This window comes from Microbacterium neimengense, from assembly GCF_054782995.1.
In genome coordinates this window covers 1555086-1576998 of the sequence record NZ_BAAGRK010000003.1, presented here as the reverse complement: position 1 = coordinate 1576998, position 21913 = coordinate 1555086, and the positions used below count along the sequence as shown (strand labels likewise).

20 protein-coding genes and 1 pseudogene are annotated in these 21913 nt (G+C 70.7%); 11 read left to right on the top strand and 10 right to left on the bottom strand.

Annotated features, from left to right (window positions below):
* Window positions 1-484: pseudogene (locus ACYVJS_RS10340) on the bottom strand (hypothetical protein); the annotation flags it as partial.
* Window positions 485-721: 237 nt separating this feature from the next.
* Here ACYVJS_RS10340 and ACYVJS_RS10335 point away from each other — a divergent pair.
* Window positions 722-1402 carry a hypothetical protein gene (locus tag ACYVJS_RS10335; RefSeq protein WP_460739851.1) on the top strand — a complete coding sequence of 227 codons (681 nt, stop codon included), beginning with the start codon at window positions 722-724 and terminating at the stop codon, window positions 1400-1402.
* 151 nt (window positions 1403-1553) lie between these two features.
* On the opposite strand, the gene ACYVJS_RS10330 is transcribed toward ACYVJS_RS10335, so the two are convergent.
* A complete protein-coding gene (locus ACYVJS_RS10330; protein ID WP_460739850.1) occupies window positions 1554-2843 on the bottom strand; it encodes a glycosyltransferase in 1290 nt (429 codons plus the stop codon).
* On the bottom strand, window positions 2840-4987 hold the full coding sequence (locus ACYVJS_RS10325; protein WP_460739849.1) for a glycosyltransferase: 2148 nt from the start codon (window positions 4985-4987) through the stop codon (window positions 2840-2842). The genes ACYVJS_RS10330 and ACYVJS_RS10325 overlap by 4 nt, the downstream gene beginning before the upstream one ends.
* A gap of 119 nt (window positions 4988-5106) precedes the next feature.
* On the opposite strand from ACYVJS_RS10325, the gene ACYVJS_RS10320 reads away from it, so the two are divergent.
* Window positions 5107-6276, top strand: coding sequence for a polysaccharide pyruvyl transferase family protein (locus ACYVJS_RS10320; protein WP_460739848.1), 1170 nt, complete (start codon window positions 5107-5109; stop codon window positions 6274-6276).
* Between the two features lie 41 nt (window positions 6277-6317).
* Window positions 6318-7046: a peptidase M23 gene (locus ACYVJS_RS10315; protein WP_460739847.1), complete on the top strand. Its 729-nt coding sequence runs from the start codon at window positions 6318-6320 to the stop codon at window positions 7044-7046.
* Window positions 7047-7146: 100 nt separating this feature from the next.
* On the opposite strand, the gene ACYVJS_RS10310 is transcribed toward ACYVJS_RS10315, so the two are convergent.
* On the bottom strand, window positions 7147-7305 hold the full coding sequence (locus ACYVJS_RS10310; protein ID WP_234073626.1) for a hypothetical protein: 159 nt from the start codon (window positions 7303-7305) through the stop codon (window positions 7147-7149).
* Between the two features lie 84 nt (window positions 7306-7389).
* Between ACYVJS_RS10310 and ACYVJS_RS10305 the strand changes: the two genes are divergently transcribed.
* From ACYVJS_RS10305 to ACYVJS_RS10290, 4 genes are all read left to right on the top strand, one after another.
* Entirely contained in the window at window positions 7390-8862 is a 1473-nt protein-coding gene (locus ACYVJS_RS10305; RefSeq protein WP_460739846.1) for a glycosyltransferase family 2 protein, read from the top strand.
* Between the two features lie 51 nt (window positions 8863-8913).
* Entirely contained in the window at window positions 8914-9315 is a 402-nt protein-coding gene (locus ACYVJS_RS10300; protein ID WP_460739845.1) for a hypothetical protein, read from the top strand.
* Between the two features lie 51 nt (window positions 9316-9366).
* On the top strand, window positions 9367-10893 hold the full coding sequence (locus tag ACYVJS_RS10295; RefSeq protein ID WP_460739844.1) for a zf-HC2 domain-containing protein: 1527 nt from the start codon (window positions 9367-9369) through the stop codon (window positions 10891-10893).
* Between the two features lie 104 nt (window positions 10894-10997).
* Window positions 10998-12572 (top strand): helix-turn-helix transcriptional regulator, encoded by a 1575-nt coding sequence (locus ACYVJS_RS10290; protein WP_460739843.1) that lies wholly within the window; start codon window positions 10998-11000, stop codon window positions 12570-12572.
* Window positions 12573-12588: 16 nt separating this feature from the next.
* Here ACYVJS_RS10290 and ACYVJS_RS10285 read toward each other — a convergent pair whose 3' ends face one another.
* Both ACYVJS_RS10285 and ACYVJS_RS10280 read right to left on the bottom strand, forming a co-directional pair.
* The gene (locus ACYVJS_RS10285; protein WP_460739842.1) at window positions 12589-12771 is read right to left on the bottom strand and encodes a hypothetical protein; all 183 of its coding nucleotides are present in this window, start codon (window positions 12769-12771) and stop codon (window positions 12589-12591) included.
* Window positions 12772-12858: 87 nt separating this feature from the next.
* Complete coding sequence (locus tag ACYVJS_RS10280) at window positions 12859-13605, bottom strand: hypothetical protein (RefSeq protein WP_460739841.1); 747 nt, start codon at window positions 13603-13605, stop codon at window positions 12859-12861.
* Window positions 13606-13977: 372 nt separating this feature from the next.
* Between ACYVJS_RS10280 and galU the strand changes: the two genes are divergently transcribed.
* Both galU and ACYVJS_RS10270 read left to right on the top strand, forming a co-directional pair.
* Window positions 13978-14868, top strand: coding sequence for a UTP--glucose-1-phosphate uridylyltransferase GalU (gene galU, locus ACYVJS_RS10275; RefSeq protein ID WP_460739840.1), 891 nt, complete (start codon window positions 13978-13980; stop codon window positions 14866-14868).
* Between the two features lie 97 nt (window positions 14869-14965).
* Window positions 14966-16330, top strand: coding sequence for a coiled-coil domain-containing protein (locus ACYVJS_RS10270; RefSeq protein ID WP_460739839.1), 1365 nt, complete (start codon window positions 14966-14968; stop codon window positions 16328-16330).
* 165 nt (window positions 16331-16495) lie between these two features.
* On the opposite strand, the gene ACYVJS_RS10265 is transcribed toward ACYVJS_RS10270, so the two are convergent.
* Complete coding sequence (locus tag ACYVJS_RS10265; protein WP_460739838.1) at window positions 16496-16708, bottom strand: hypothetical protein; 213 nt, start codon at window positions 16706-16708, stop codon at window positions 16496-16498.
* A gap of 202 nt (window positions 16709-16910) precedes the next feature.
* Between ACYVJS_RS10265 and ACYVJS_RS10260 the strand changes: the two genes are divergently transcribed.
* Entirely contained in the window at window positions 16911-17993 is a 1083-nt protein-coding gene (locus ACYVJS_RS10260) for a sensor histidine kinase (protein ID WP_460739837.1), read from the top strand.
* A gap of 144 nt (window positions 17994-18137) precedes the next feature.
* Here the strand turns inward: ACYVJS_RS10260 and ACYVJS_RS10255 are convergent, their stop codons facing one another.
* The 3 genes from ACYVJS_RS10255 to ACYVJS_RS10245 form a co-directional block, all read right to left on the bottom strand.
* Window positions 18138-19178, bottom strand: a complete 1041-nt coding sequence (locus ACYVJS_RS10255; protein WP_460739836.1) for a hypothetical protein — start codon at window positions 19176-19178, stop codon at window positions 18138-18140.
* A gap of 87 nt (window positions 19179-19265) precedes the next feature.
* Complete coding sequence (locus ACYVJS_RS10250; protein ID WP_460739835.1) at window positions 19266-19430, bottom strand: hypothetical protein; 165 nt, start codon at window positions 19428-19430, stop codon at window positions 19266-19268.
* 76 nt (window positions 19431-19506) lie between these two features.
* Window positions 19507-20658 (bottom strand): MalY/PatB family protein, encoded by a 1152-nt coding sequence (locus ACYVJS_RS10245; protein WP_460739834.1) that lies wholly within the window; start codon window positions 20656-20658, stop codon window positions 19507-19509.
* Window positions 20659-20857: 199 nt separating this feature from the next.
* On the opposite strand from ACYVJS_RS10245, the gene ACYVJS_RS10240 reads away from it, so the two are divergent.
* Window positions 20858-21886, top strand: a complete 1029-nt coding sequence (locus ACYVJS_RS10240; protein WP_460739833.1) for a TerC family protein — start codon at window positions 20858-20860, stop codon at window positions 21884-21886.
* Window positions 21887-21913: the final 27 nt, after the last annotated feature.

The following is a 21913-nucleotide window of genomic DNA, read 5'->3' as shown; positions in this document are numbered from 1 at the left end:
GGGCCGGCTGCGCCGGGGCCGGGGCGGGCTCGGGCTGCGCCGGCGCGGGCGCGGGCTGCGCCGGGTCGGCGGGCGCCCCGGTCGGAGTCGGCGTGGGCGTGGGTGTCGGCGTGACGACCCGCGAGGGCGTGGGGCGCGGTGTGGTCTGCGAACCGTGTTGAGAGGTGGGACTCGACGTCGCGACGGGAGTCACCGACACCTCGCGCGGATTCATGGCGCCGTATGCGGCAGTACCAACCAGGAGCACCACGAAGCCGCCTGCGGCAACGGCCGCTCCCACGCGCCGCATCGCCGGCAGCCCGGCCCAACTCGATCGCCGGGTGACCACCACATAGACGCCGGTGACGAAGGCGATGAGCCCCGCCATGATCAGCAGTCCCCCGATTCCCGTACTGAACAGGCTGACGATGAGCAGCAGAGCGAACAGCGCTCCGCCGACGACCGTCCAGAGACCGAATCGCTTGCGCGCGGGCACGCGTGACATCTTCCCCCCAAGGTTTCGCAACGGCCCCCACAGCCGTCGCCTCCAGAGTATCCGGGCTACCGGCACCCAGATCCCGACCGTCCGGTCGGAGATAACGCCCCGCGTCGGAGGTTTCTGGCCACATCCTCCGACATCCGCGCGATTCTCCGACCGGCGGGATGCGGGAGCCGACCGGCAGCGGGCAGCGGGCAGCGCAAGGGGTCAGCGGGGGTCCGGAACGGACTTATGCTGAGCGCGATGTCCACAGCTCTCGTTCCCCCCGTCGAGGTCGTGATCCCCTGGCGGGACGCGCCGACTCGCCGCGCACCGTTCGCGCTCGTCCGCCGCTGGTACGAGACCCATTTGCCCGAAGCGTCGGTGCGCACGATCGACACCGACGACGACGTGTTCGTGCTCGCCGCGTGCCGCAACCTCGCGATGCGCACCGCGCATCCGGATGCGGTCGTCGTGATCGGCGACGCCGACACCCTGCCCGAGGAGGAGCCGCTGCGCGCCGCGATCGCCGCGGCCCGCACGAGCGGACGAGTCCACCTGCCCTACGACGAGTACCGCTGGCTCGGCGCGAGCGGCTCCGCCGAGTACGCGGCCGGCACACCGCTCGTCGAGTGCACCGTCGAGCAGTACGTCGAGGGGGCCTGCTCCGGCGTCTACGTCGCGGCCCCGCAGACATGGTTCGCGCACGGCGGCCAGGACGAGGCGTTCCGCGGATGGGGCTTCGAGGACGCGGCCTGGTACCTCACCCATCAGGCCGTGCTGGGCGAGCCGCCGCGCCGCCACGCCGGTCGCGTCTACGCGCTGCACCACGCGGCCGAGCAGCGCGTGGGCGCCGGCTACGAGGCCAACGAGGCTCGCATGGGTCTCTACCGGGCCGCGGCCAGCGACCCCGGTGCCATCGCGCGCCTCGTCGGCATCTCCTGATCCCCGGAATTCCCCGCCGAGCGAGCATCCCTTCGTCGAACGAGCACTCGATCAGCTGCTCGCTCGGCGATCGGATCGCTCACTCGCGCCACGCACTCGGCGCCACCGGGCTGGGCGCCACGGGCTCGGGGCCAGCGGAGCCCGACCGGGTTCAGGCCAGGGCGTCGAAGGCCCGGAGCGGGCCCGGGCGCTCACGGCCGTCTTGCCGCATCCGGGAGCGCAGTGCGGGCGCGGCCGCATCCGCGTGCAGCTGCCGGGCGACCGCGTCGGCCAGCTCTCCGGCGCTCGCACGGTTGGGATCGCACGCGATGCCCACTCCCGCGCGCTCCAGGGCCGCCGCCCCCGCGAACTGATCCGTCGAGAACGGCAGCACCACCAGCGGCACGCCCTGCGCGCACGCCTCCGTGACGGAGTTGTTGCCGCCGTGGGTGATGGCGGCGGCCGCCGCGCCGAGCAGACGTACCTGCGGCAGGTACTCGCGTACGAGCCAGCCGGCGGGGATGTCGCCCCACATCGAGGTGTCGGCGGCGCCCGTCGCGATCGCGGCGCGCACGCCGAGCGCGCGCAGCACCTCGACCACCCGCGCCAGCACGTCGTCGCGCACCGACAGGAAGCTGCCGAAGCTCACGTACACGTACGGTTCGCCCTCGCCGATCCAGCGCGAGATCGACGGATCGACGCTCTCCTCGCGCAGCGTCGAGCCCAGGAAGGCCCCGGGCGCCATGGCGCGACCGTCGCCCTCGGCGAGCTGCTCGGGGTAGTTGTAGAGCACCGTGTCGCCGTGCGACGCGAAGGCGTCGGTCACGACGTCAGCCGAGGGGTCGACCTCGGATGCGGCCTCGTTCCACTGCGCGGTGAATCGCTCGGACACCTCCGCGGCCAGCGTGCGCAACGCCGTCAGGCTCGCCGCATCCGGATCGAAGGCGCGAGGCCAGAACGGCGGCACGCCGTAGAGCTCTCCCGGCACCGGCAGGGCGGTCGGATGGCCGAGCACGACGTCCCCGTACGCGACGCCGGCGGCCTGCATCGCCATGCGCGCACTGAACGCGAGGTGGTCGACGAGGATGCGGTCGGGCTGCACCCGGTCGATGATCGCCAGCGTCTGCCGGCCGCGGCCCACCGGGTCCCACATCAGGTCGGTCAGCCGTTCCCGTGCCTGGTAGGTGAGCGTCTCGACCATACCCAGGCGCGTGGCGGAGAAGAACCCCTCGAGCGACGAGGCCTCGTCCGCCTGCTGCTGAGCGGTGCGCATGACTCCCGCGTTCGCACCGCGTCCGAGCGACAGCTCGACGTGCGCGAAACCGGCATCCGCCACGATGGGCGCCGTCGCGGGCCCGGTCGCCACGGTGACCTCGTGCCCGCGGTCCTGCCAGGCGGTGGCGAGGGTCGCGAGCGGCAGCAGGTGCGAGGCGTAGTCCGGACTGATGACGAGCAGTCTCACGAGGGCAGCACCGCCAGCCGGGCGAGGTACGCGTCCTGCGAGGCGACGGCCTGGTAGAGCGGGGCGAGGGTCGCCGCCATCGCCTGGATCGTGAACCGCTCGGCGACCATCGCGTGCGAACGCTCGGCAACGGCATCCGGGTCGATCTTCGCGTGGGCGAGCGCATCGGTGATCGCGGCGACGAAGCGCTCGCGGTCCCAGGTCGGCGCCAGAAATCCGGTGCGACCGGGCTCGACGTAGGTGGCCGGCCCGCCCGCGTCCGGTGCCACGACGACGAGTCCCGTCGCCATCGCCTCCAGCAGGGCGATGCCGAACTCCTCCTTGATGCTCGCGCAGACGTAGACGCCGTGGGGCGCTGCCAGGCCAGCCAGTCCCGCACGAGCAGCCGCCAGCCACAGCGCGGTGACGCCGTTCGGGCGGTGTCCGGGAAGCAGGAGGCCGTGCGCGGCACGCTCGGAGGCCGGGACGATCGCGTCGATGCGCTCGAGCTGCTCCCGCTCGTCGACGGACGGATGCGAGAGGTCTCCGCCGATGATGAGCAGGTTCGTGCGCGCGGCGAGCGCGGAGCTGTGCCACGCCTCGACGAGCGACGCCATGCCCTTCACGCGGTGCAGGCGCCCCACGCTGACCAGCAGCGGCAGGCCGCGGCGCTCCTCCGGCAGCGCGGCGAGCATCCGCTCGAGTTCTTCCAGGCCCGCCGGGGCGTCGCCGTCGGCACCGTGGGCCGCGACGCGGGACACTGCGTCGTCGACGACGGCGAGGTCGACGCCCTCGGCGACCACGGTGTGCCGCTCGGCGTGCGCGGTGATGTCCACCCCGACGAGCCGCTTCATGTCGTCGGCGAGCGTCGGGCGGGGAAAGAGCACCGTGTGCTCGGCACCCGCCGCGAGCGACTGCACGAGTCGGGCGCGGAACCAGTAGTGCTCGCGCAGGTCGGCCTCGCCGAAGCCCTCACGTGTGAGCTGGCCGGATTCCTCGAGCGACGTGATCACGGAGTGCGGGTCGGGCGCCAGTGTGAAGACGGTGGGAATGCCGAGTTCGCGGGCGACGTCGGCCGCCGCGAGGCTTCCGACATCAGCCATGCGCAGGTGCAGCACGTCGACGCGGCCCGCGGCGCGCAGCACTCGGCGGATGCCGCGACGCGCCTGGACGCGCAATCCCCACGCCGCTGCGGAGGGAACCGGCGAGGTCGCCATGGGCACGCGTCCGAAGCGGTGCCCGCCCCGGGTGCCCGCGACGTCCAGGAGATCGCTCGCGGCCTGGTCGATGCTGCCGCGTCCGAGGGTGATGACGCGCTCCACGAGTCCGGAGTCGTCGGCGACCAGCGCGTCGCCCAGGCGCACGAGCAGCGTCGCGATGCCGCCGTTGTCACCGGCGCCCGCCGTCGCCAGCTGCGCATCCATGTCGGCGTGCAGGAACAGTTGCGCGATCGTGCGGGGTGCATCGGCTGCATCCGGCTGCGGGGGCACGAGATCCAGCAGCGCCAGCCGCGCCACCGAGGCCAGCCGGCCCGTGGTCGACATGAGCTCGTCGAGCGTGCTCTCCACGCCGGGGTGGCCGGGCCGCTGACCCAGCGCGGCGATCGCGGCTTCGCGCACCGCGGGGTCTTCCCGCTCGTTGCGGGCGATCGCGATCAGGGGCCTCGTCGCCAAGGGCGCGCGCACGAGACCGAGGGTCTCCACCAGGCGCGCTCGTGCGGAGGGCTCGTCGGTCGACACCAGCGCGGCCTCGAGCGCGACGGCCAGCACCTCGCCCGAGGGGACCGACCAGCCTTCGAGCGTGCGCTGAGCGAGCATGGCGGAGAACCCGCCGGCGGCGACCATCGCGATGAGGCGCCCGACCGCGTCGAGCCGGGGCAGCCCCTGCGACAGCGCCCATGCCGCGTGCTCGCGCACGTACGCACGGCGATCGGACAGCAGCGCCGCCAGCATCCGCCCGGCTTCCTCGTCGGTCATCGCTCCCAGCGCGTGCACCGCTGCCAGCGCGCGCACATCATCCTCGCTCGCGAGAGCCGCGGCAAGATGGCGCAGCGAACGCACACCCGGCTCGCGCCCCGCCTCGAACGCCAGCTCGTCGGCGCGGCGCAGTGCATCGACGATCGTCGGAGCGCTCTGCACCGCGTCCATGGACGTCTGAATCCCCACGTCCCACTTCCCTTCACCGTCGCCGGACGGCCACGAGCGGATCGATCGTAGAGAACACGTCTGAACAGCAGGCTAGCGTTGAGCCGCACCCTTTCCCCCGCTACTATCCCGGAGCCCGCGTGAGCGTTCTTGCCATCGGCGATGTCGGCGTCGTCGACGACCTGTTCCACGTCGGCGACGAGGCGATGTTCGACGCCGCCGTCATCGAGCTCCGCCGCCGCGGCATCGAGACGGTCGGCATCTCCTCCGCCCCCGCCGACACGCGCGCACGGTATGGGATCGACGCCGTCGACCGACTCGGTTTTGCGGGGCTCGACCGCGACGCCGCGGCTCGCAGGGCCGAGCAGCTGGTGGATGCGGCGACCGGGAGCACCGAGCTCGCCGCCGACGACCCGGCGCGAGGCGTGCTCCACGCGCTCGGCGCGGTCACCGGTGTGCTGCACACCGGTGGCGGCAATCTCGCCTCGCGGTGGCCGGTGCACATCTACGAGCGCACGACCCTCACCCGGATGGCGGCCGCACGCGGACTGCCGGTCGTCTTCAGCGGCCAGACCTTCGGACCCGACCTGACCGCAGCTGACGAGGCCAGGCTGCGCGCAGCGCTCGCGGACGCCGCGCTCGTCGGTGTGCGCGAGGGCAGCACCGAGGCCCTGGTGCGCGCGTGGGGGCTCCGCCCCCGCAGGCAGGTCGACGATGCCTCCTTCCTCGATGCCCCCACTGTCGCGCCCGCATCCGGACCGCTGCTCGTGAGCCTGTCCGGCTGGTACGCGCATCGCCCGACGGATGCGGTCGACGCCGCCCTTGCTCGCATGATCGACACGGCCGCCGAGCACACCGGCGCCCCCGTCGTCTTCCACGCGCACTTCGGCCCGCTCACCGACGGCGACGTGCGCGGAGACGTCGTCGTGCACGAACGCGTCCGCGCTCGTCTGCAGAGCCCCAGCAGGCTGGAGAGCACGGTCGACACGGCCCATGCGGTCGCCCTCGCCCGCTCGGCGCGCCTGCTCATCAGTTCCCGCTATCACCCCGTCGTGTTCGCGGCGCCGTCCGGCGTGCCCGTCCTGGCCCTTGCGGCAGACGAGTACACACGGATCAAGCTCACCGGTGCGCTGGAGCCCTGGGGCCAGGACCGTGTGTTCGACATCGACGACGCCTCCTCCGCATCCGCTGCACTGCCGGCCCTGATCTCTCGCGCCGCGTCGCTCCGTGACGCCGCGACCGAACGGTTCGACACCCACCGCGCGCGGGCGTCCGAGTGGTGGGACCACGTGGCGGCGGCCCTCGGCTGAGGTCTGGGGAAACTCCAGGCGCACCCTCTACCCTGACCGCGATGACCCGACGTCCCTCCGCCGCCCGTCGCCGACCGCCCGCCCGGCGACGCCCCGCGCATCGGCGCGCCCGGTCCGCGCGGCGACGCGGTGCGCGCGGCGGGCTCATCGCCGCGGTCGTCGCCCTGGCCGCCGCGCCCCTCATCCTGATCGCGGCGCTCCTGGTCGCCGGCAGCGCCGCGATCAGCGCCTTCGATGGCGGCGACCGGATCGACGTCGGCATCGGCGACACACCCCGCCCGCCCGGCATCGCGGAGCCGGGCATCGCGGGCTACGGTTCCGGTCAGCTCGCCAACGCGTGCACGATCCTCGCGGCGGGGCGCGACCTCGGCTTCGACGAGCGCGACCAGACCATTGCGATCATGACGGCGATGGGCGAATCGTCACTGCGAAACCTCGACTACGGCGACTGGGAGACGAGCGGGGTGACCAATCCCGACGGATCTCCCACGACCTCGATCGGGTTGTTCCAGCAGCAGGATTCTTGGGGCTCCCGCGAGGAGCGCCTCGATCCGTACACGGCGGCGACGATCTTCTTCCGCGCGATGGCCGAGCGCGTCCCGGACCGGGCCGCACTCGATCCAACGCAGATCGCACACGAGACGCAGGTAAACGCCGACCCCCTGCACTACGCCCGGTTCTGGGACCGCGCGGTCCGCGTCGTCGCGGCGCTGAACGGCACACCCCGCGAGGGAGACCGCACGGACGGCATCGCGCTCTGCCCCTCTTGAGCGGTGCCCTGCCGAACTGCCGCGGCGACCGGGACGGAGAACCACTCACCACCGGCGACGCGTCGGCGCACACCGCCTAGATTCGAAGGTCGCGCGGAGACTAACTCTGTCGGCGGATGAAGCGCATCAACGCGGCGATGATCCCGATGACGAGGATGATCAGCCCGATCCAGAGCAGGAACTTCACCGCTTCCACGAACACGCCCAGCAGCAGCAGAACGATTCCGATGATGACCAAGAGAACAGCGATTCCGACCATGCCCCCAGTCTGCGATGCGTCTCATGCGCGCGGGGGGCCCTTGACGAAGGCGACGGCACCGGGCAGGGGCGCCCGGACCCATCGATGATCCGCTTCGCTCCGGACCTTTCCCCCCTCGGGTGGTTCCTGTTCGCCGCCATGGTGCTGCTGGTCGCCACCTACCTCTACTTCTGGTGGATGGTCGTACGCGCCAGCGCCCACGCTCATGTGTCGCGTCGGACGATCACCGACGCCGACGTGGCGCACGCGTTGCGCACCGCCGCCGAGCGTGGGCACACCGCGCAGTTCCTCATCCAGATCACGACGAAGGGCGGCGCGCTGTCCGTCGTGCAGCGCGGCATCGACACGATCCTCGAGGGCGTCGCCGAATTCCCGAGCCTTCAGCGGGCCGTCTGGGTCGAGATCGTGACGGAGGAGGCACAGGAAGTCGCCGCCCTGGCGGCGCGCTACGCCGACGCGGCTGTGCCCGTCGTCCCCTTCCTCCTGCCCCCCGACTACCGCACGCGGCTCGGCACCCTGTTGAAGGCGCGCGCACTGGAGTTCATGGTCGACGAGCACCGGCGCCACCCGCGCGATTGCTACGTCGTCCACTTCGACGAGGAGTCCGTTCTCACCCCGATGAACCTCGCCCGGCTGGTCCACCGGCTGGCCGAGCATCCGGTCGGGATCTCGGAGGGCATGATCTCCTACGGTCTCGACTGGGACCGCGCGACGCTCGTCAACAAGGCGATGGAATCGAACCGGCCCTTCGGGTGCCACGAGTGCTACGCCGTCATGACAAGCCCTCCGCCGCTGCATCTGCACGGCTCGAATCTCGTCGTGCGCCAGGATCTGGAGAACGAGATCGGATGGGACATCGGCACGCTGGACGGCGCCGCTCTCATCGCCGAGGACCTGGTGTTCGGTCTGTCCGCCTACCTGCGCTTCGGCCGCGGGGTCTTCGGCTGGCACCACACGGAGATGATCGAGCAGCCGCCGTTCACGCTGAAGGCGGCGTACAAGCAGCGTGAGCGCTGGGTGTTCGGCGCCTTGCAGGCGTTGTCCCACCTGCAGCGCAGCCCCCAGTGGAGACGACTGTCACGCCGTGACCGCGCGCACATCGCCGTCGTGATCCGCGCACGCGTGTTCACCTACGCGCTCGGGTTTCCGATCTCGCTGCTCGCGCTGGTGTCCAACGCCTTGCTCGTCACCGCGGCGGCCGCGGAGGCGGTCGCGACCGGGACGCTCGATGTCGCGCCGCCCGAACTCACGGTGTATGGGATCGTCTCGGCCGTCGGTCTGACGCTGTGGCTCGCCGGCACCCAGCTCGGACTTTTCTACAACCTCCGCTACACCGGGATGCCTCGGATCGAGAAGGCGCGCGAGCATCTGCTGGTGCTCTTGGTGACGCCCCTCGCGGGCATCGTCGACACCGCGGGCCCTCTGGTCGCCGTCGCCAAATGGAGCCTCGGCATCCGCTCGGTGGCGTGGAAGCCGACGCCGAAACTCGCTCCTGAGCCCCGGTCCGCGCCGGCGCCCGCGCCCGCGCCCGTGTCCGGCGCGACGCCAGCGCGTTGATCGGTTCTGCGCAATCGCGTCACGATCGGGCGACTTCTGCATCTCTCAGGCATGCATCCTGCGCACACCGAGTTCACCGTTCCGACCCTTCGCGCGTGGCGGCGCTGGATGCCGCGGCACGCGACACGGTCCACGGCCAGGATCGTGCCCGATCGGATCGTGATCCGCGGGCCGCTCGTGCACATCTACTACGGGCAGGAAACGGCGATCTGGCGGCGGGGCCTGGTGAGCTTCTGCGTGCCGCGTGAGAGCGACGCCAGGAGGGGCCGACGCCTGCGGCGCTGTGTCGTGGTGACGGTCCCGGGCACCGCTTCCTGCTTCCTGGACTGCCGCGCGTTCACCGACGACGCGTTCGCGGATCTCGTGCGCCATCTGCGCAACTTCGAGTCCATCGGCGATTCTGCACAGAATGCGTGGGACCTCCATCCGCCCCTCGGCGAGGCCTTAGTCTGAGAAGACCCGAAGATGAGAGCTTTCTCACAAAGCACGACGACCCGAAAACCCATGCCCGAGCTGTCTGACGACGATCTCGTCGAGCGCGTCCGCGCGAACGACTCCCGCGCCTACGGCGAGCTGTGGCTGCGCCATTCCGCCGCCGCGCACGCCGTCGCGCGCGCGTTCACCTCCCTCGACCCGGACGACGTCGTCGCCGAGGCCTTCACCCGCATCCTCGCCGCGATCGGACGCGGCCAGGGCCCGGTCATGGGCTTCCGCCCGTATTTGCTGACGGCCGTGCGCAACGTCGCCGCCGAGTGGGGCTCCCGCCAGGTCAAGGCCGACGCGATGGACCTGGAGGATGCGGCCGATGCCGCATCCGTAGACGCGGAGAACTCCGCGTTGTCCGCCCTCGAGCGCGGCACGACCGCGACCGTGTTTCGCAGTCTGCCCACGAGATGGCAGGAGGCGCTCTGGTACAGCGAGGTCGACGGCCTCAAGCCGCGGCAGTTCGCGCCGCTGATGGGCCTCGCACCCAACGCCGCATCCGCGCTCGTGATCCGCGCCCGCCGCGGCTTCCGAGACGCGTGGGTCACGGCGCAGCTACGCAACCCGAGCGGTCCGCACTGCCACGAGACGCTCCCCCTGCTGGGCACCCACACCCGCGGCGCCCTCTCGCGACGCGACGCCCGACGCGTGGATGCCCACCTCGCCACCTGTACCGGATGCGCGCTCGCGTGGAGCGAAGCCCGCGACGTCGCATCGCGGCTCGCCCTCGTTCTCATTCCGCTCGTCGTGGGCGTCTCGGCGACGGCGAGCTACGCCGCGTGGGCGCAGTCCGGCGGTGCACAGGCCGCGGCCGTGGCGATGGCCGCCGGGAGCGGTGGGTCCGCATCCGGCAGCGGCTGGCTCGGCGCGCTGCGTCCTCGCGGGGCCGGTCGCAGTTCCTGGCAGGTCACCACCGTCGTCGCCGTCTCGGCGGTCGCCGTCGTGGCCGGCGGCGTGGCGTGGGCGGCCGCCGGCGGCATCGGCGACATGCTCGCCCCGCCTGTGCCCGCGGCGATCTCGCCGGCGGATTCCGCGGCCGAGTCGCCGAACATGACGACACCGGAGAACCCGACTCCCGAGGTCTTCGTCACCCCGGACGCCGCGGCGACCCCGACGAGCGCACCGACGCCCGCACCGACGCCGCAGGCCTCTCGCACCCCCCGCGCTCTCCCTCCGCAGACGGCCCAGGCGCCGACACCTGCCCCTTCGAGTCCCTTCGGCCTGCCTTCGCCTTCATCTACACCGTCGATCACGCCCACTCCGCGCCCCACGGCGTCGCCCTCGCCGACCGTGTCGCCGGCGCCGGCCCCGTCGCCCTCGCCGACCGTGTCACCCATGCCCTCGCCGTCACCCACCACCTCACCGTCACCCACCACCTCACCGTCACCCACCACCTCACCGTCACCCACCACCTCGCCGTCACCCACCACCTCGCCGTCACCCACCACGTCACCCTCGCCGTCGCCGTCACCGTCCCCGAGCGGGCCCACGGAGCCGACAGAGCCGGGATGTCCGTGGCCCTGGGGCTGGTTCTGCTTCCCGTTCTGAGCGGACGATCTCGGAAACCGCGTCACGAAACCGCCTGAGACGCATCTCTCCTCGTAGGAAACGCGATCCCCGCGTCACCGCAGACCCGAGAGGCCCCGCAGATCGTGAGCGACGTCACCCGCGAACCACCCTGCCCCTTGACCGCCGCCGTCGACGAGGAGGACTGGGAGCGCGTCACCAGGGTGATCGCCGAGCACTGGTCGGAGCTCATCCTTCACGATGCCCCGACGCTCCTGGCTGCGTTGGAGCGGCTGCCGCCGTCGACGCTCGCCGCACAGCCCCGCTACGTCGCCGCACGCACGTACTTGCGGCACCTCTCCCACGGCGAGGGAAGCGTCCATCGCTACCGGCATTCCGCGTTCGAGCGGCCCGACTCACTGCTGGATGTGCTCGTCGAGCACACGAGTCGCGCGGCCGCCGAGCGCAGTACCGGCCATGTCACGGCCGCCCTCATCCACGTCGAACGCGGCCGTGACGCGCTCGAGGCCGCCGCGAGCGAAGCGGTCGAGGCGGCCCAGTCGGCGCTGCCCCATCTTCATGCGCAGTGGGCGCGTGTGCGCGAGTTCGCCGGTCAGGTCGAGCAGGCCGTGACCGAGTACCAGGACGCGTACGACCTGGCGGTCCTGATGGACGACCCTCTCATCCGCGCGTCCGCATCCTCGTCGCTGGCCGGGATCCACGCGCTCGCGGGTCATCGTTCGGCCGCGCTCCACTGGCTGCGCATCGCCGAGCCCGGCTCGCTGAGCACCGCGGCCGCGAAGTACGGCGTGCCGGCTCGGTTGGCCGAGGTTCTGCACCACGGCGATCTGCTGCGCAATGACGATGCCGAGCGCGCTCTCGCGGCGATCGATCACGCTGCGCTGGGTGAGCACTGGGCCCATGTGCTGCATGCCAAGGCGAGATTCGCGTCGGCAGCTGACGCCGCAGCGCTGCTCACCGAGATCGACATCGCCGCGGCCTCACGGCCAGGGCCACTGAGCGAGACCGGCCTGACCGCCGAGCTCGTGGCCGGCGCGCGCATCGACCTGCTCCTGCGCCTGGGCGCGCTGACGCGGGCGACCGCGGTGCTCGAGAAGGCCGAGGAAGCCATCTCTCGCAGCTCGCGCGTCGACGGATTCGACCTCTGGCCCGTGGAACCCGGCTATCTGACGCTCGCGCGAGGGCGCGTGGAATCCGCCGCCGGTCAGCACCGTCGCGCAGTCGCCACTCTCACGTCACTCATCGAGGAAGCGAGTTCCCGGCCGCGACTGCTGGTGGAGGCCCTCATGACCGTGGCCGTCGCGAGTCTGCGTCTGGGCGAGCCGGCCAATGCAGGCGAGGCGACCGCGCACGCTCTCCGCCTGGCGCGCGAATACGACCTCGCCGGCAGCATGTCCACCGTGTCCCGCGGCGACTTCGATCTGCTGGTGGAGACGGCGGGGCTGGCCGACGACGCGCTGGTCACGCACATCCGCGCATCGGCCCGCTTTCCCGAGGCCGCATCCGCGCCCTCGCTCACCGCTCGGGAGCGGGCGGTGCTGCGTGAGCTGACCACGGGCGCTACGACGGCCCAGATCGCCGAAAGACTCTTCGTGAGCCCCAATACCGTCAAGACACAACTCAGCAGCGCGTACCGCAAACTCGGCGTCGCCTCTCGTAAGGAGGCGGAGGCCGCCGCTCGACGGCTCGGGCTGAGCTGACGGATCAGGGTCGGCGTCAGCGACCCATCACCTGGGTGAGCATCCATCCGCCCGCCAAGACGAACGGAGCCGCCGCAGCGACCGCCACGAGACCGATGACGCCGATCCATCCGAGCACGACGAGCGCCAGCGCGGACCCGCCGCCACGCGGGCGCAGCGGCGGGTGGAGGGACAGCGTGCGGAGGTTCTCGGTGGTCATGCCCCCAGCCTCGCGACACGCGCGCCCGGGCGCATCAGACGTCGGGATGACCCGCATCCGCCTCGGGGACGATTCGCGTGATGACCGTCACACCGCGCGTGGCATCGTGCCCCGCCACGGGCGGCGGGTGGGGGCGGGGACAGCATGGAACGCCGCCTCCACCCAGCTCTCGAGCTTCCAGGTCGGCACGCGGAAGATCCGCGCGACCAGCACGACCGGGTGCCCCGCCTCGACGACCGCGGCGACGGCGAACTGCTGCAGCGACTCGAACGTGCGACCCGCCAACGCGCCGTGGCGGAGGTCATCGAAGGACCGCGGTAGGCGGATCGGCGCGGACGGCGCGATCGGAGCGGAAGGGGGCGTCTGCAGGCGCGGAGCAGGCTGCACGAACGGAGCGCTACGCGAGGGATACCTCGCCGGATATCCCGTCTGAGCCGTCGGGTCGGAGGCGGCGCGGTGCACGGGCCCCGCCGGCGCGAACGACGGCGCGCCCGAATTGCCGAGGTACCCGACCGGGGGCTCCCAGAGTTCGGGGACCTCGAGCGGGACGTAACCGGTGGGCGCCGGGCGGGTGGCAGGTGGCGCCACGGACGCTACCGTCGGCGCGACCGGCGCCGGCCTCGTCGTCGCGAACGACGCCGGCCTCGTCGTCGCGAATGACGCGCGCGTGGGCATCGCCCGCTCGACGGTCGGACGTTCCGTGGCCGCCGGATGCGGTTCCTCTGCGCTCTCGGGCACGCGCGCCATCCGCATCGCCACCACGATCAGGGCAGCGATCGCGAGGGCCGTGACGACGAGAACGGGGTTCTCGCGTGCCCAGACGATCAGGTCCATGACGCTTCCTCTTCCGCTGCGGCATCCGGACGCAAGCGTCGCGGATCGTGCCGCGCTCGGAGGGGGTCGGGTGGCCCGTCAGAGCTGGCACACGAGGTCTTCACGGGAAGACTACTCCTCCGCGCCCGCTCGGCAACGATCCGCGAGGATCGATTCCGAAGCGAAATGAACGGCGGGCCTCGGATGTTCGGGACCGGGGCCCGCCGCGCAAGAGCCTTCGCGGGGACCTTGCAGCGCCCATCATGGTCGACCAATCCCGGTGCGGACTCTGCGGATGCGGTGAATTCGCCCGGCGATTCACCCGCCGTACGGATGCGGAGAACTGCTCAACCGGAAACACCGTGTTCATGAACCATCTCTAGTGTTCGGCGCATGGCACACGCACCGATCAAGGCCGTCATCCCCGCCGCAGGGCTCGGGACCCGGTTCCTCCCCGCGACGAAGGCGATGCCGAAGGAGATGCTGCCGGTCGTCGACAAGCCCGCGATCCAGTACGTGGTCGAAGAGGCCGTGGCCGCTGGTAGCGACGACGTGCTGGTCATCGTCGGGCGCAACAAGAACGCCCTCGCGAACCACTTCGACCGCGTCGCGGAGCTCGAGCACACGCTGGAGAGGAAGGGCGACGCCGCCAAGCTGGAGAAGGTCATGGAGGCCAGCAGGTTGGCCGACGTGCACTTCGTGCGGCAAGGCGACCCGCTCGGACTCGGCCACGCCGTGCTGCGCGCCCGCAAGCACGTGGGTCATGAGACGTTCGCCGTTCTCCTCGGCGACGACCTGATCGATGCCCGTGATGTGCTGCTCGCGCGCATGATCGAGGTGTCCCAGGCCCGTTCTGCGACCGTCGTCGCACTGATGGAGGTCGATCCGTCGCAGATCCACCTTTACGGCTGCGCGGCCGTCGTCCCGACCGCCGAGGACGACGTCGTGGCCATCACCGGCCTCGTCGAGAAGCCGTCGGCCGCCGACGCACCGAGCAATCTCGCGGTCATCGGGCGCTACGTGCTCAAGCCCGAGATCTTCGACGTGCTCGAGAAGACCGCGCCGGGCAAGGGCGGCGAGATCCAGCTCACCGATGCACTGGAAGCACTGGCCGAGGATGAGAGCATCGGCGGCCCGGTCCTGGGCGTCGTCTTCCGCGGCCGCCGTTACGACACGGGCGACCGGCTCGACTACATCAAGTCCAACGTGCAGTTGGCCCTCGACCGCCCCGACCTCGGACCCGATCTCGCGGACTGGATCAAGAAGCTCGCCACCGCTCTCTGAGCGCGACGAGGGCGCACAGACGAGAATCACATCGCCCATCGATAGCCGAGAACGGGCAAAGTAGGAGAACACACCCGAATCCTCCGGAAGGCACGGCATGAGCGACGCGCGCCCAGACTCCCCCGACGACTCGCAGGCTGGCTCCAGCCCGTTCGATGAACTGATGCGCCCATCCTCGGGCGAAGACGGCAGCACGTTCTCGGTGGGGTTCCGGGGCTATGACCGCCACGAGGTCGATGCGGCCATCTCCGAGCTGACCACCCGACTGCAGCGCACCACGGCGGAGCTCGGGACAGCCGAGGCGCGCCAGCGAGAGACCCTCGATCGGCTGCGCGAGCAGCAGCAGGCCGAGATCGAACGCCTCGTCTCCGAGACCGAGGAGTCGGTGAACCGGCTGCGCGAGGAGCACCACGAGCAGGCGGCACGACTGGAGGCCGATCTGCAGACGGCGACCGCGCAGATCGCCGAATCCGAATCGCGCATCGCGGCCCTGACCGCGCAGCTCGTCGAGCGTCCGGAGGGTGCAGAAGGGACGGAGAGCGCGGCGTCAGAATCCGCCGACCCGTCGACGCGCGACCAGTTCGAGGCCGTGCTCCGCGTCGCCGAGGAGCAGGCCAGCCTCATCGTGCAGAACGCCGCCGCGCAGGCGGAGCGCCTGCTCGAGGCAGCGCGCGAGGAAGTGGCGACCCAACGCGCCCAGGCGCAGGCGGACGTCTCCCGCATCCAGGCACAGGCGCAGCACGATGCCGATCAGGTGCGTCTGCGCATCGATACCGAGTACACGGCGCACGAGGCGACCATCCAGCGCGAGGCGGCGCACGCCGCCGAGAAGCTCGCGCAGGCCGAACGAGAGGCCGAGACGATCCGTTCCGAGGCGGAGAAGGGGGCCGCGGCGCTGCGAGCAATGGTGACGCGCGAGACGGCGCAGTTGCGCAGCGACACCGAGCGCGACGTCCGCGAGATGAACGCACGCCTGCTGGAGTTCGAGGAGACACTGACTCGTCGTCAGGATGACGCGCAGCAGGAGTTCCTGGTGCTGCACAATCAAGCGGTCGCGCACGCCGAACGCATCACCTCCGATGCCAACGATCAGGTCGCCGCCTCCCTCGAGCACGCTCAGCGCATCTCGGCGAAGGCGGACGACTACGAGAAGCTCATGAGGGCTCAGGCCGCGCAGATCGAAGCGGACGCGCATGTGCGGGCGCAGGAGAACCTCGACCGCGCACGCACCAAGGCGCACAAGATCGTGTCCACCGTCATCGATCATTCGACCGCGGTTCTGCGCGATGCGGAGGACCGGACCCGCGCACTGCGATGGCAGCAGCAGCAGCTCACGAGCTTCATGTCGGAGGTGCGTGAACTGATCCGTCCGGAGGGCGTGCTCGCTGCGGCGGTCGGCGCGGACGAAGCGACAGCCGACGCGGCGGGCGACGACCTCGAAGATGATGGCGAACACGCCTGAGCGGTAATGCTCAGATCCATGAATCTCCTGTGATCCATGTGGTTGAATTCATCTGAGTGGTCGCTCCCCGCGAAGGCCCGGCCACTCGCACCCGAGCTGGGGCCCTGGCCAGATGCTCATACCCCCTCCCCGGCGGCGCCGAGGAGGGGGTTCTGCGTTTCGTGGTCAGCGCGTGAGCACCGCGGCGGCGACGAGAGCCACGACGCCGCCGGCGAGCAGGAGAACGCCGACGTAGAGGGACCAATGCGGACGCTGCGAGAGCTGGCGGTGGAGGCGACGGCGACGACGGGCGCGCGCTTTCGCCTCACGGTCGCCGACCGCCGCCTCACGGGTTCCGACGCTCGAGCGATATTCTGAGCGCGAGTACGGTGCCTGCATGCGTCCTCCCAAGGACTCAATGGTTGGAGCCGGACGACCGTCGAGACGCCGGAGCATCAGAGTCGGGAGCCCCCTCATCCGCCGGCCTCCCCCGAAGATACCCACGCATGTTTTCCTGCAGGTTGCGGGTGAGTACTTTCCCGTCGCCGATCACGACCCACCCCCGGCGGCGGGCAGAATGCGACAAAGGAGAGAGGCCGCGATGGGCGCATCGGCAGGCGGGGGTTTCTCCGTCGAAGACGGACTGCTCGACCACCTCGACACCGGGATCGCGATCTTCGACCCCGACGGGCGTCTGCGCGCCGCCAACGCGGCCGCGCACCGTTACGCGCGGCTGCAGGGCGTGGATCTGGACGACCTCGACCTGGCGCGCTCCGTACGCGAGAGCCCGCCAGGGTACGACATCGACGACGCCCCCTTGCGCACAGAACAATCGGTCATCCTCGCCGCAGCCGAGGGCCGCGAGGCGCAGCGCACGGTATGGGCTGGCCCCGTCGATCGCCGCCGAGCGCTGCGCAAGTCGTCGCATCGAATCATGTCGGCGACGACGGAACTCGAGGCGACGGCGCTGCTCACACGGGACGTCTCACGACGCGCTCACCACGACCGGCTTCCCCACGACTTCCTCGCCTCGACCTCCCACGAACTGAGAAACCCGCTGACCCCGATCGTGGGACACCTCGATCTGCTGACCGACGACCTCGCGCGGGGCGAATCGAACGCGTCGGCGCGGCTCGAGGTGCTGCGGCGCAATGTCGACCGGATCATCCACCGTCTCGACGAGCTCCTGCTCCTGGAACACCTCGCGCCACGGCTCACGCTCGCGGAGTGCGATGCCGGCCAGATCGTCGAGGAGGCGGTCGCGGCGCGCGCCGAGGACGCGTCTGCGCACGAGATCCGCATCCTCGTCGACGTCACCCCGGCTACGGTCCACGCAGATGCGCACCGGGTGCGGATGGCCGTCGACGCCCTCATCGGCAACGCCGTCAGATTCGGCCCGCGCGGCTCCACCGTCACTGTGGCGCTCACGTCGGACACCTCCGCGGGACGGATCGATATCACGGTGATCGACGAGGGCCCCGGCTTCCGCCCGCCCGAGCTCGCCCGGGTCTTCGAGCCCTTCCACCGAGGCCGCGACGCACGCGCCAACGCCGTGCCCGGCCTAGGGCTCGGACTCAGCGTCTCGCGTGCGATCGCTCACGCTCACGGCGGCACCATCGACATCGTCAGCGAGCCTGGATCGGGCGCCGTGGTGACGCTCACGCTGCCCATCGACGGCCGGTGAGGGCATTCTCACGGCCCCGCCCTTCCGCCGCGGCTGCCGCTCGTGGTTTACTCCTTCCGAGCGCCCGCTCCCCGCGAAGGCCCGAGCGCTCGCACCCCGTAACGGCCCCTCGCCATCGCCGGCGAGGGGCCGTTCCCTGCACACTCAGCTGTGGGCGACGACGCTGTCCAGCACGACGGCGGACTCGATCGTCGTCGCGGCCACCTCGAGGTCAGGCACATAGGTCTCCCGCAGTCGGGTCGAGCTCTGCGCGAACCGCTGGCGGAGTTCGTCCGCCGCGACGTCCGGCGTGGTGACGGCGCAGACCATGGCGACCCGACCGGCCCCGATGAGCCCGACCTCGGCGTCGTCCGCGAGCGTCCGCGTGCAGGCGGCGACGAGCGCCGTGTTGACCTCGTCGATGTACTCCGGGCCGAACGATTCGCGGATCAGCTCCAGTTCGTCGACGGTCGCCACGCGCCAGGAGACGGCACCGTGCTCGTCGAGGATCGTCCTGGCGCGAGAGGCGAGTCGGTCGCGTGTGCCCACCTCCTGCACGCGTCGACTGGCTCGCTCGTCTCGGGCGGCGGCGAGCACGCCGAAGGCCAGGAGGATCACCGCGATCACTCCCGCAATGGTGGTGGGGCCGGTCGAGAAGTACTGCGCGTAGACCCCGTCGTACAGACCGTCGATCGCGAGGAAGACGGCGCGGCCGACGGAGAAGAGCGCGTACCCGACCATCGTCGCCGCGATCGCCAACGTGCCGCTCGTGGCACGCGCGCGGCCGACGCGCGCCTCGATCGCCGTCAGCGCGCATCCTGCGATCAGCAGCAGGATCTTGATCCCGGACGACACCGTTTCGGACAGCAGGATGCTGCACGCGAACATCGCGACGCCGCCGGCGATCACGGCCCACAGTCGCCACGGCGGCCGGTCGTTGAGCGCGCCGACCGCCACCCACAGCAGAGCAGGCGCCAGCACCATGGCCGCGTCGCCCGCGGCGAGCGTCCATACCTCGTGCTCGAACGAGAAGTAGATGACGTAGAGGATGCTGGAGAAGACCGCGAACACCGCGGAGGCGGTGGCGATGCCGAGGAAGGACCCGGAGCGGTACGAGGGACCGCGCACCCAAAGAAAGGCCGCAAGAACGACGAACGTCGCCACGATGCTGACGCCCACCAGCGGCAGGCCGGTCATCGCGTTCATGGCCGTCCCTTCCACCGCAGAATGAGAACGCCATGCTACGCGCGGGAGGATGTCGCCCGTCAGCCCAGCGCGGAGAACCCCGTTCGCCTACCGCCGGCGCAGCGGCCGAAAGCTCGGGATGGGAATGGGCTTGCTGATCGGGCTCGCCGGCTCCGGCGCGGCGGCACCGAAGCGCTCCTCGAACTCCCGCCGCACGTCATCCTCGAAATAGTCCGCGTCATCGCGGAGATCATCGTGCTCCTTGGTACTCATGACCGCCTCCTGCTGCGATCACGGTAAATCGGCGGACGCGGCACGCCACGGGGGTTGCGTATCCGTGGCGAGCGGTCTACTCGCGCGCGCTCGCGCCCATCGCCGCGACCGCTTCAGCGAGCAGCGGCCGCGGCATCGCGAGAACGAGTCGCAGGAATCCGGGAGCGGCACACAGTGCCCCATCGGTCAGTACGACACCGGCGCGCTCGCGGAAGAAGTCGGCGGGCACGCCCGGAAGCTCGAGGCTGCGCGCGTCGAGCCAAGCGAGGTAGGTGCCCTCCGGCGGCGTGTACCGCACCCCCGGAAGGTGCTGGGCGAGCAGGTCCACCAGCAGCATCCGATTGCCGTCGAGGTAGTCGAGCGTCTCGGCGAGCCAGGACTCTCCTTCCTCGTATGCGGCGATGGATGCGACGACGCCGAGAGTCGAAGCACCGTGCACGTGGGCGAAGCCCACTCGTCGATAGATGTCGTCGTCGTTCTGATTCGAAGTGATGAGCTGCGCGGCCTTGACCCCCGGGATGTTCCACGCCTTCGACGCGCTCGTGCCCGTGACGGTGTGCGCGGCGGTGACCTCGGAGAGGGAGGCGTACGGCACGTGCGCGACGCCGCCGTAGCGCAGCGGCGCGTGGATCTCGTCGGCGAAGACCCGGCCCCCGTGGCGCTCGACCACATCGGCGATCCGACTGAGCTCTTCACGAGTGAGGACCGAGCCGGTCGGATTGTGCGGGTTGCACAGCACGAGCGTGCGCGCGCCGGCGGAGAACGCCTCATCGATTCCGTCGATGTCGTGCTCCCATCGCCCCGCCACCACGCGCCCCGGCACCGGGACCACCGGGTGCCCGATCGCCGGGAGATAGGTGAGGAACGGCATGTACGCGGGTGTGGGAACGATCACCGGAGACCCGGCGGGGGCGAACGTTCGCACCGCGACCCCCAGCGCCGCCATCACGTCGGCGACGGGGTGCACATGCCCGGGTTCGATGCTCCAGTCGTAGGCGCGCCGCATCCATCCCGCCGTCGCGACCGACATCCGCTCTGCGAGCGCGGGAGACAGATAGCCGAGCGTCTCCTCCTCCACCGCGCGATGCAGCGCCGCCGTCACGACGGGCGCGGTTCCGAAGTCCATCTCGGCCACCCACGCGCCGATCTTGCCCGGATGCAGACTCCACTTGCGACTCTCCGGACGATCGAGCGTCTCGCGGCCGCGTTCGTCGTAGGGATGCGTCACACATCCGACGCTACCGGTGACGTGCTCTCGGTGCGCCCGGGATGCCGTATTCTGTCATTCAAGCAAGGGGAGTACTCCCGCTCGCGGTCGGCTCGTCAGTACGGATCCAACGTCGGATCCCGGGCCGCCGGTCCCGACCAGCATCGGGGCGGAGGAGACCTTGGCGTCATGACCGTACGCCCACCCCTTGGAGTTCTCCGTGAACGTCACCCCCGCCATCTGGCTCATCACGATCGCGATCACGATCGCCTTCTTCGTCTTCGAGTTCTTCGTGCACGTGCGCAAGCCGCACGCCCCCACGATCCGCGAGTCCGCCGTCTGGTCGGTCTTCTACATCGGCCTGGCGCTGCTGTTCGGCGTCGGGATCGGGATGGTCTCGGGCTGGGCGTTCGGCGGCGAGTACTTCGCCGGGTACCTGACGGAGAAGGCCCTGTCGATCGACAACCTCTTCGTCTTCCTCATCATCATGACGGGCTTCGCGGTGCCGAAGGAGTACCAGCAGAAGGTGCTCATGATCGGCATCGTGATCGCGCTCATCATGCGCGGCGCCTTCATCGCGCTGGGCGCGACCCTGATCGAGAACTTCTCGTGGGTGTTCTACATCTTCGGCGCGTTCCTGCTCTACCTGGCCTGGCAGCAAGCGTTCTCGAGCCACGAGTCCGACCCCTCGAACGGGCGGATCGTGCGGTTCATGCGCCGCATCCTTCCGGTGCGCGACGAGTACCACGGCGACCGGCTGACCGTGAAGATCGACGGCAAGCGCTTCGTCACCCCGATGCTGCTCACGATCGTGGCGGTCGGATTCATCGACCTGGTCTTCGCCCTCGACTCGATCCCCGCGATCTACGGGCTCACCCAGGAGGCGTACATCGTCTTCACCGCCAACGCCTTCGCCCTGATGGGCCTGCGTCAACTCTTCTTCCTCATCGGCGGGCTGCTGGAGCGCCTGGTGTATCTCGCACAGGGCCTCGCCGTCATCCTGGCCTTCATCGGCGTGAAGCTGGTCTTCCACGCGCTGCACGTCAATGAGCTGCCCTTCATCAACGGCGGCCAGCACATCGAGTGGGTCCCGGAGATCCCGATCTGGTTCTCGTTGCTGTTCATCGGCGCGACGATCGCCGTGGCCACCGTCGCGAGCCTGCTCAAGACCCGAGGCGACCGCCTGAAGGCCGACCGCGAACGGGTGCAGGGGCGCCCCGTCGCCACCGCGGAGGTCGACGAGCACTGACCGCCGACTCCCGTCGCCCGGCGAGGC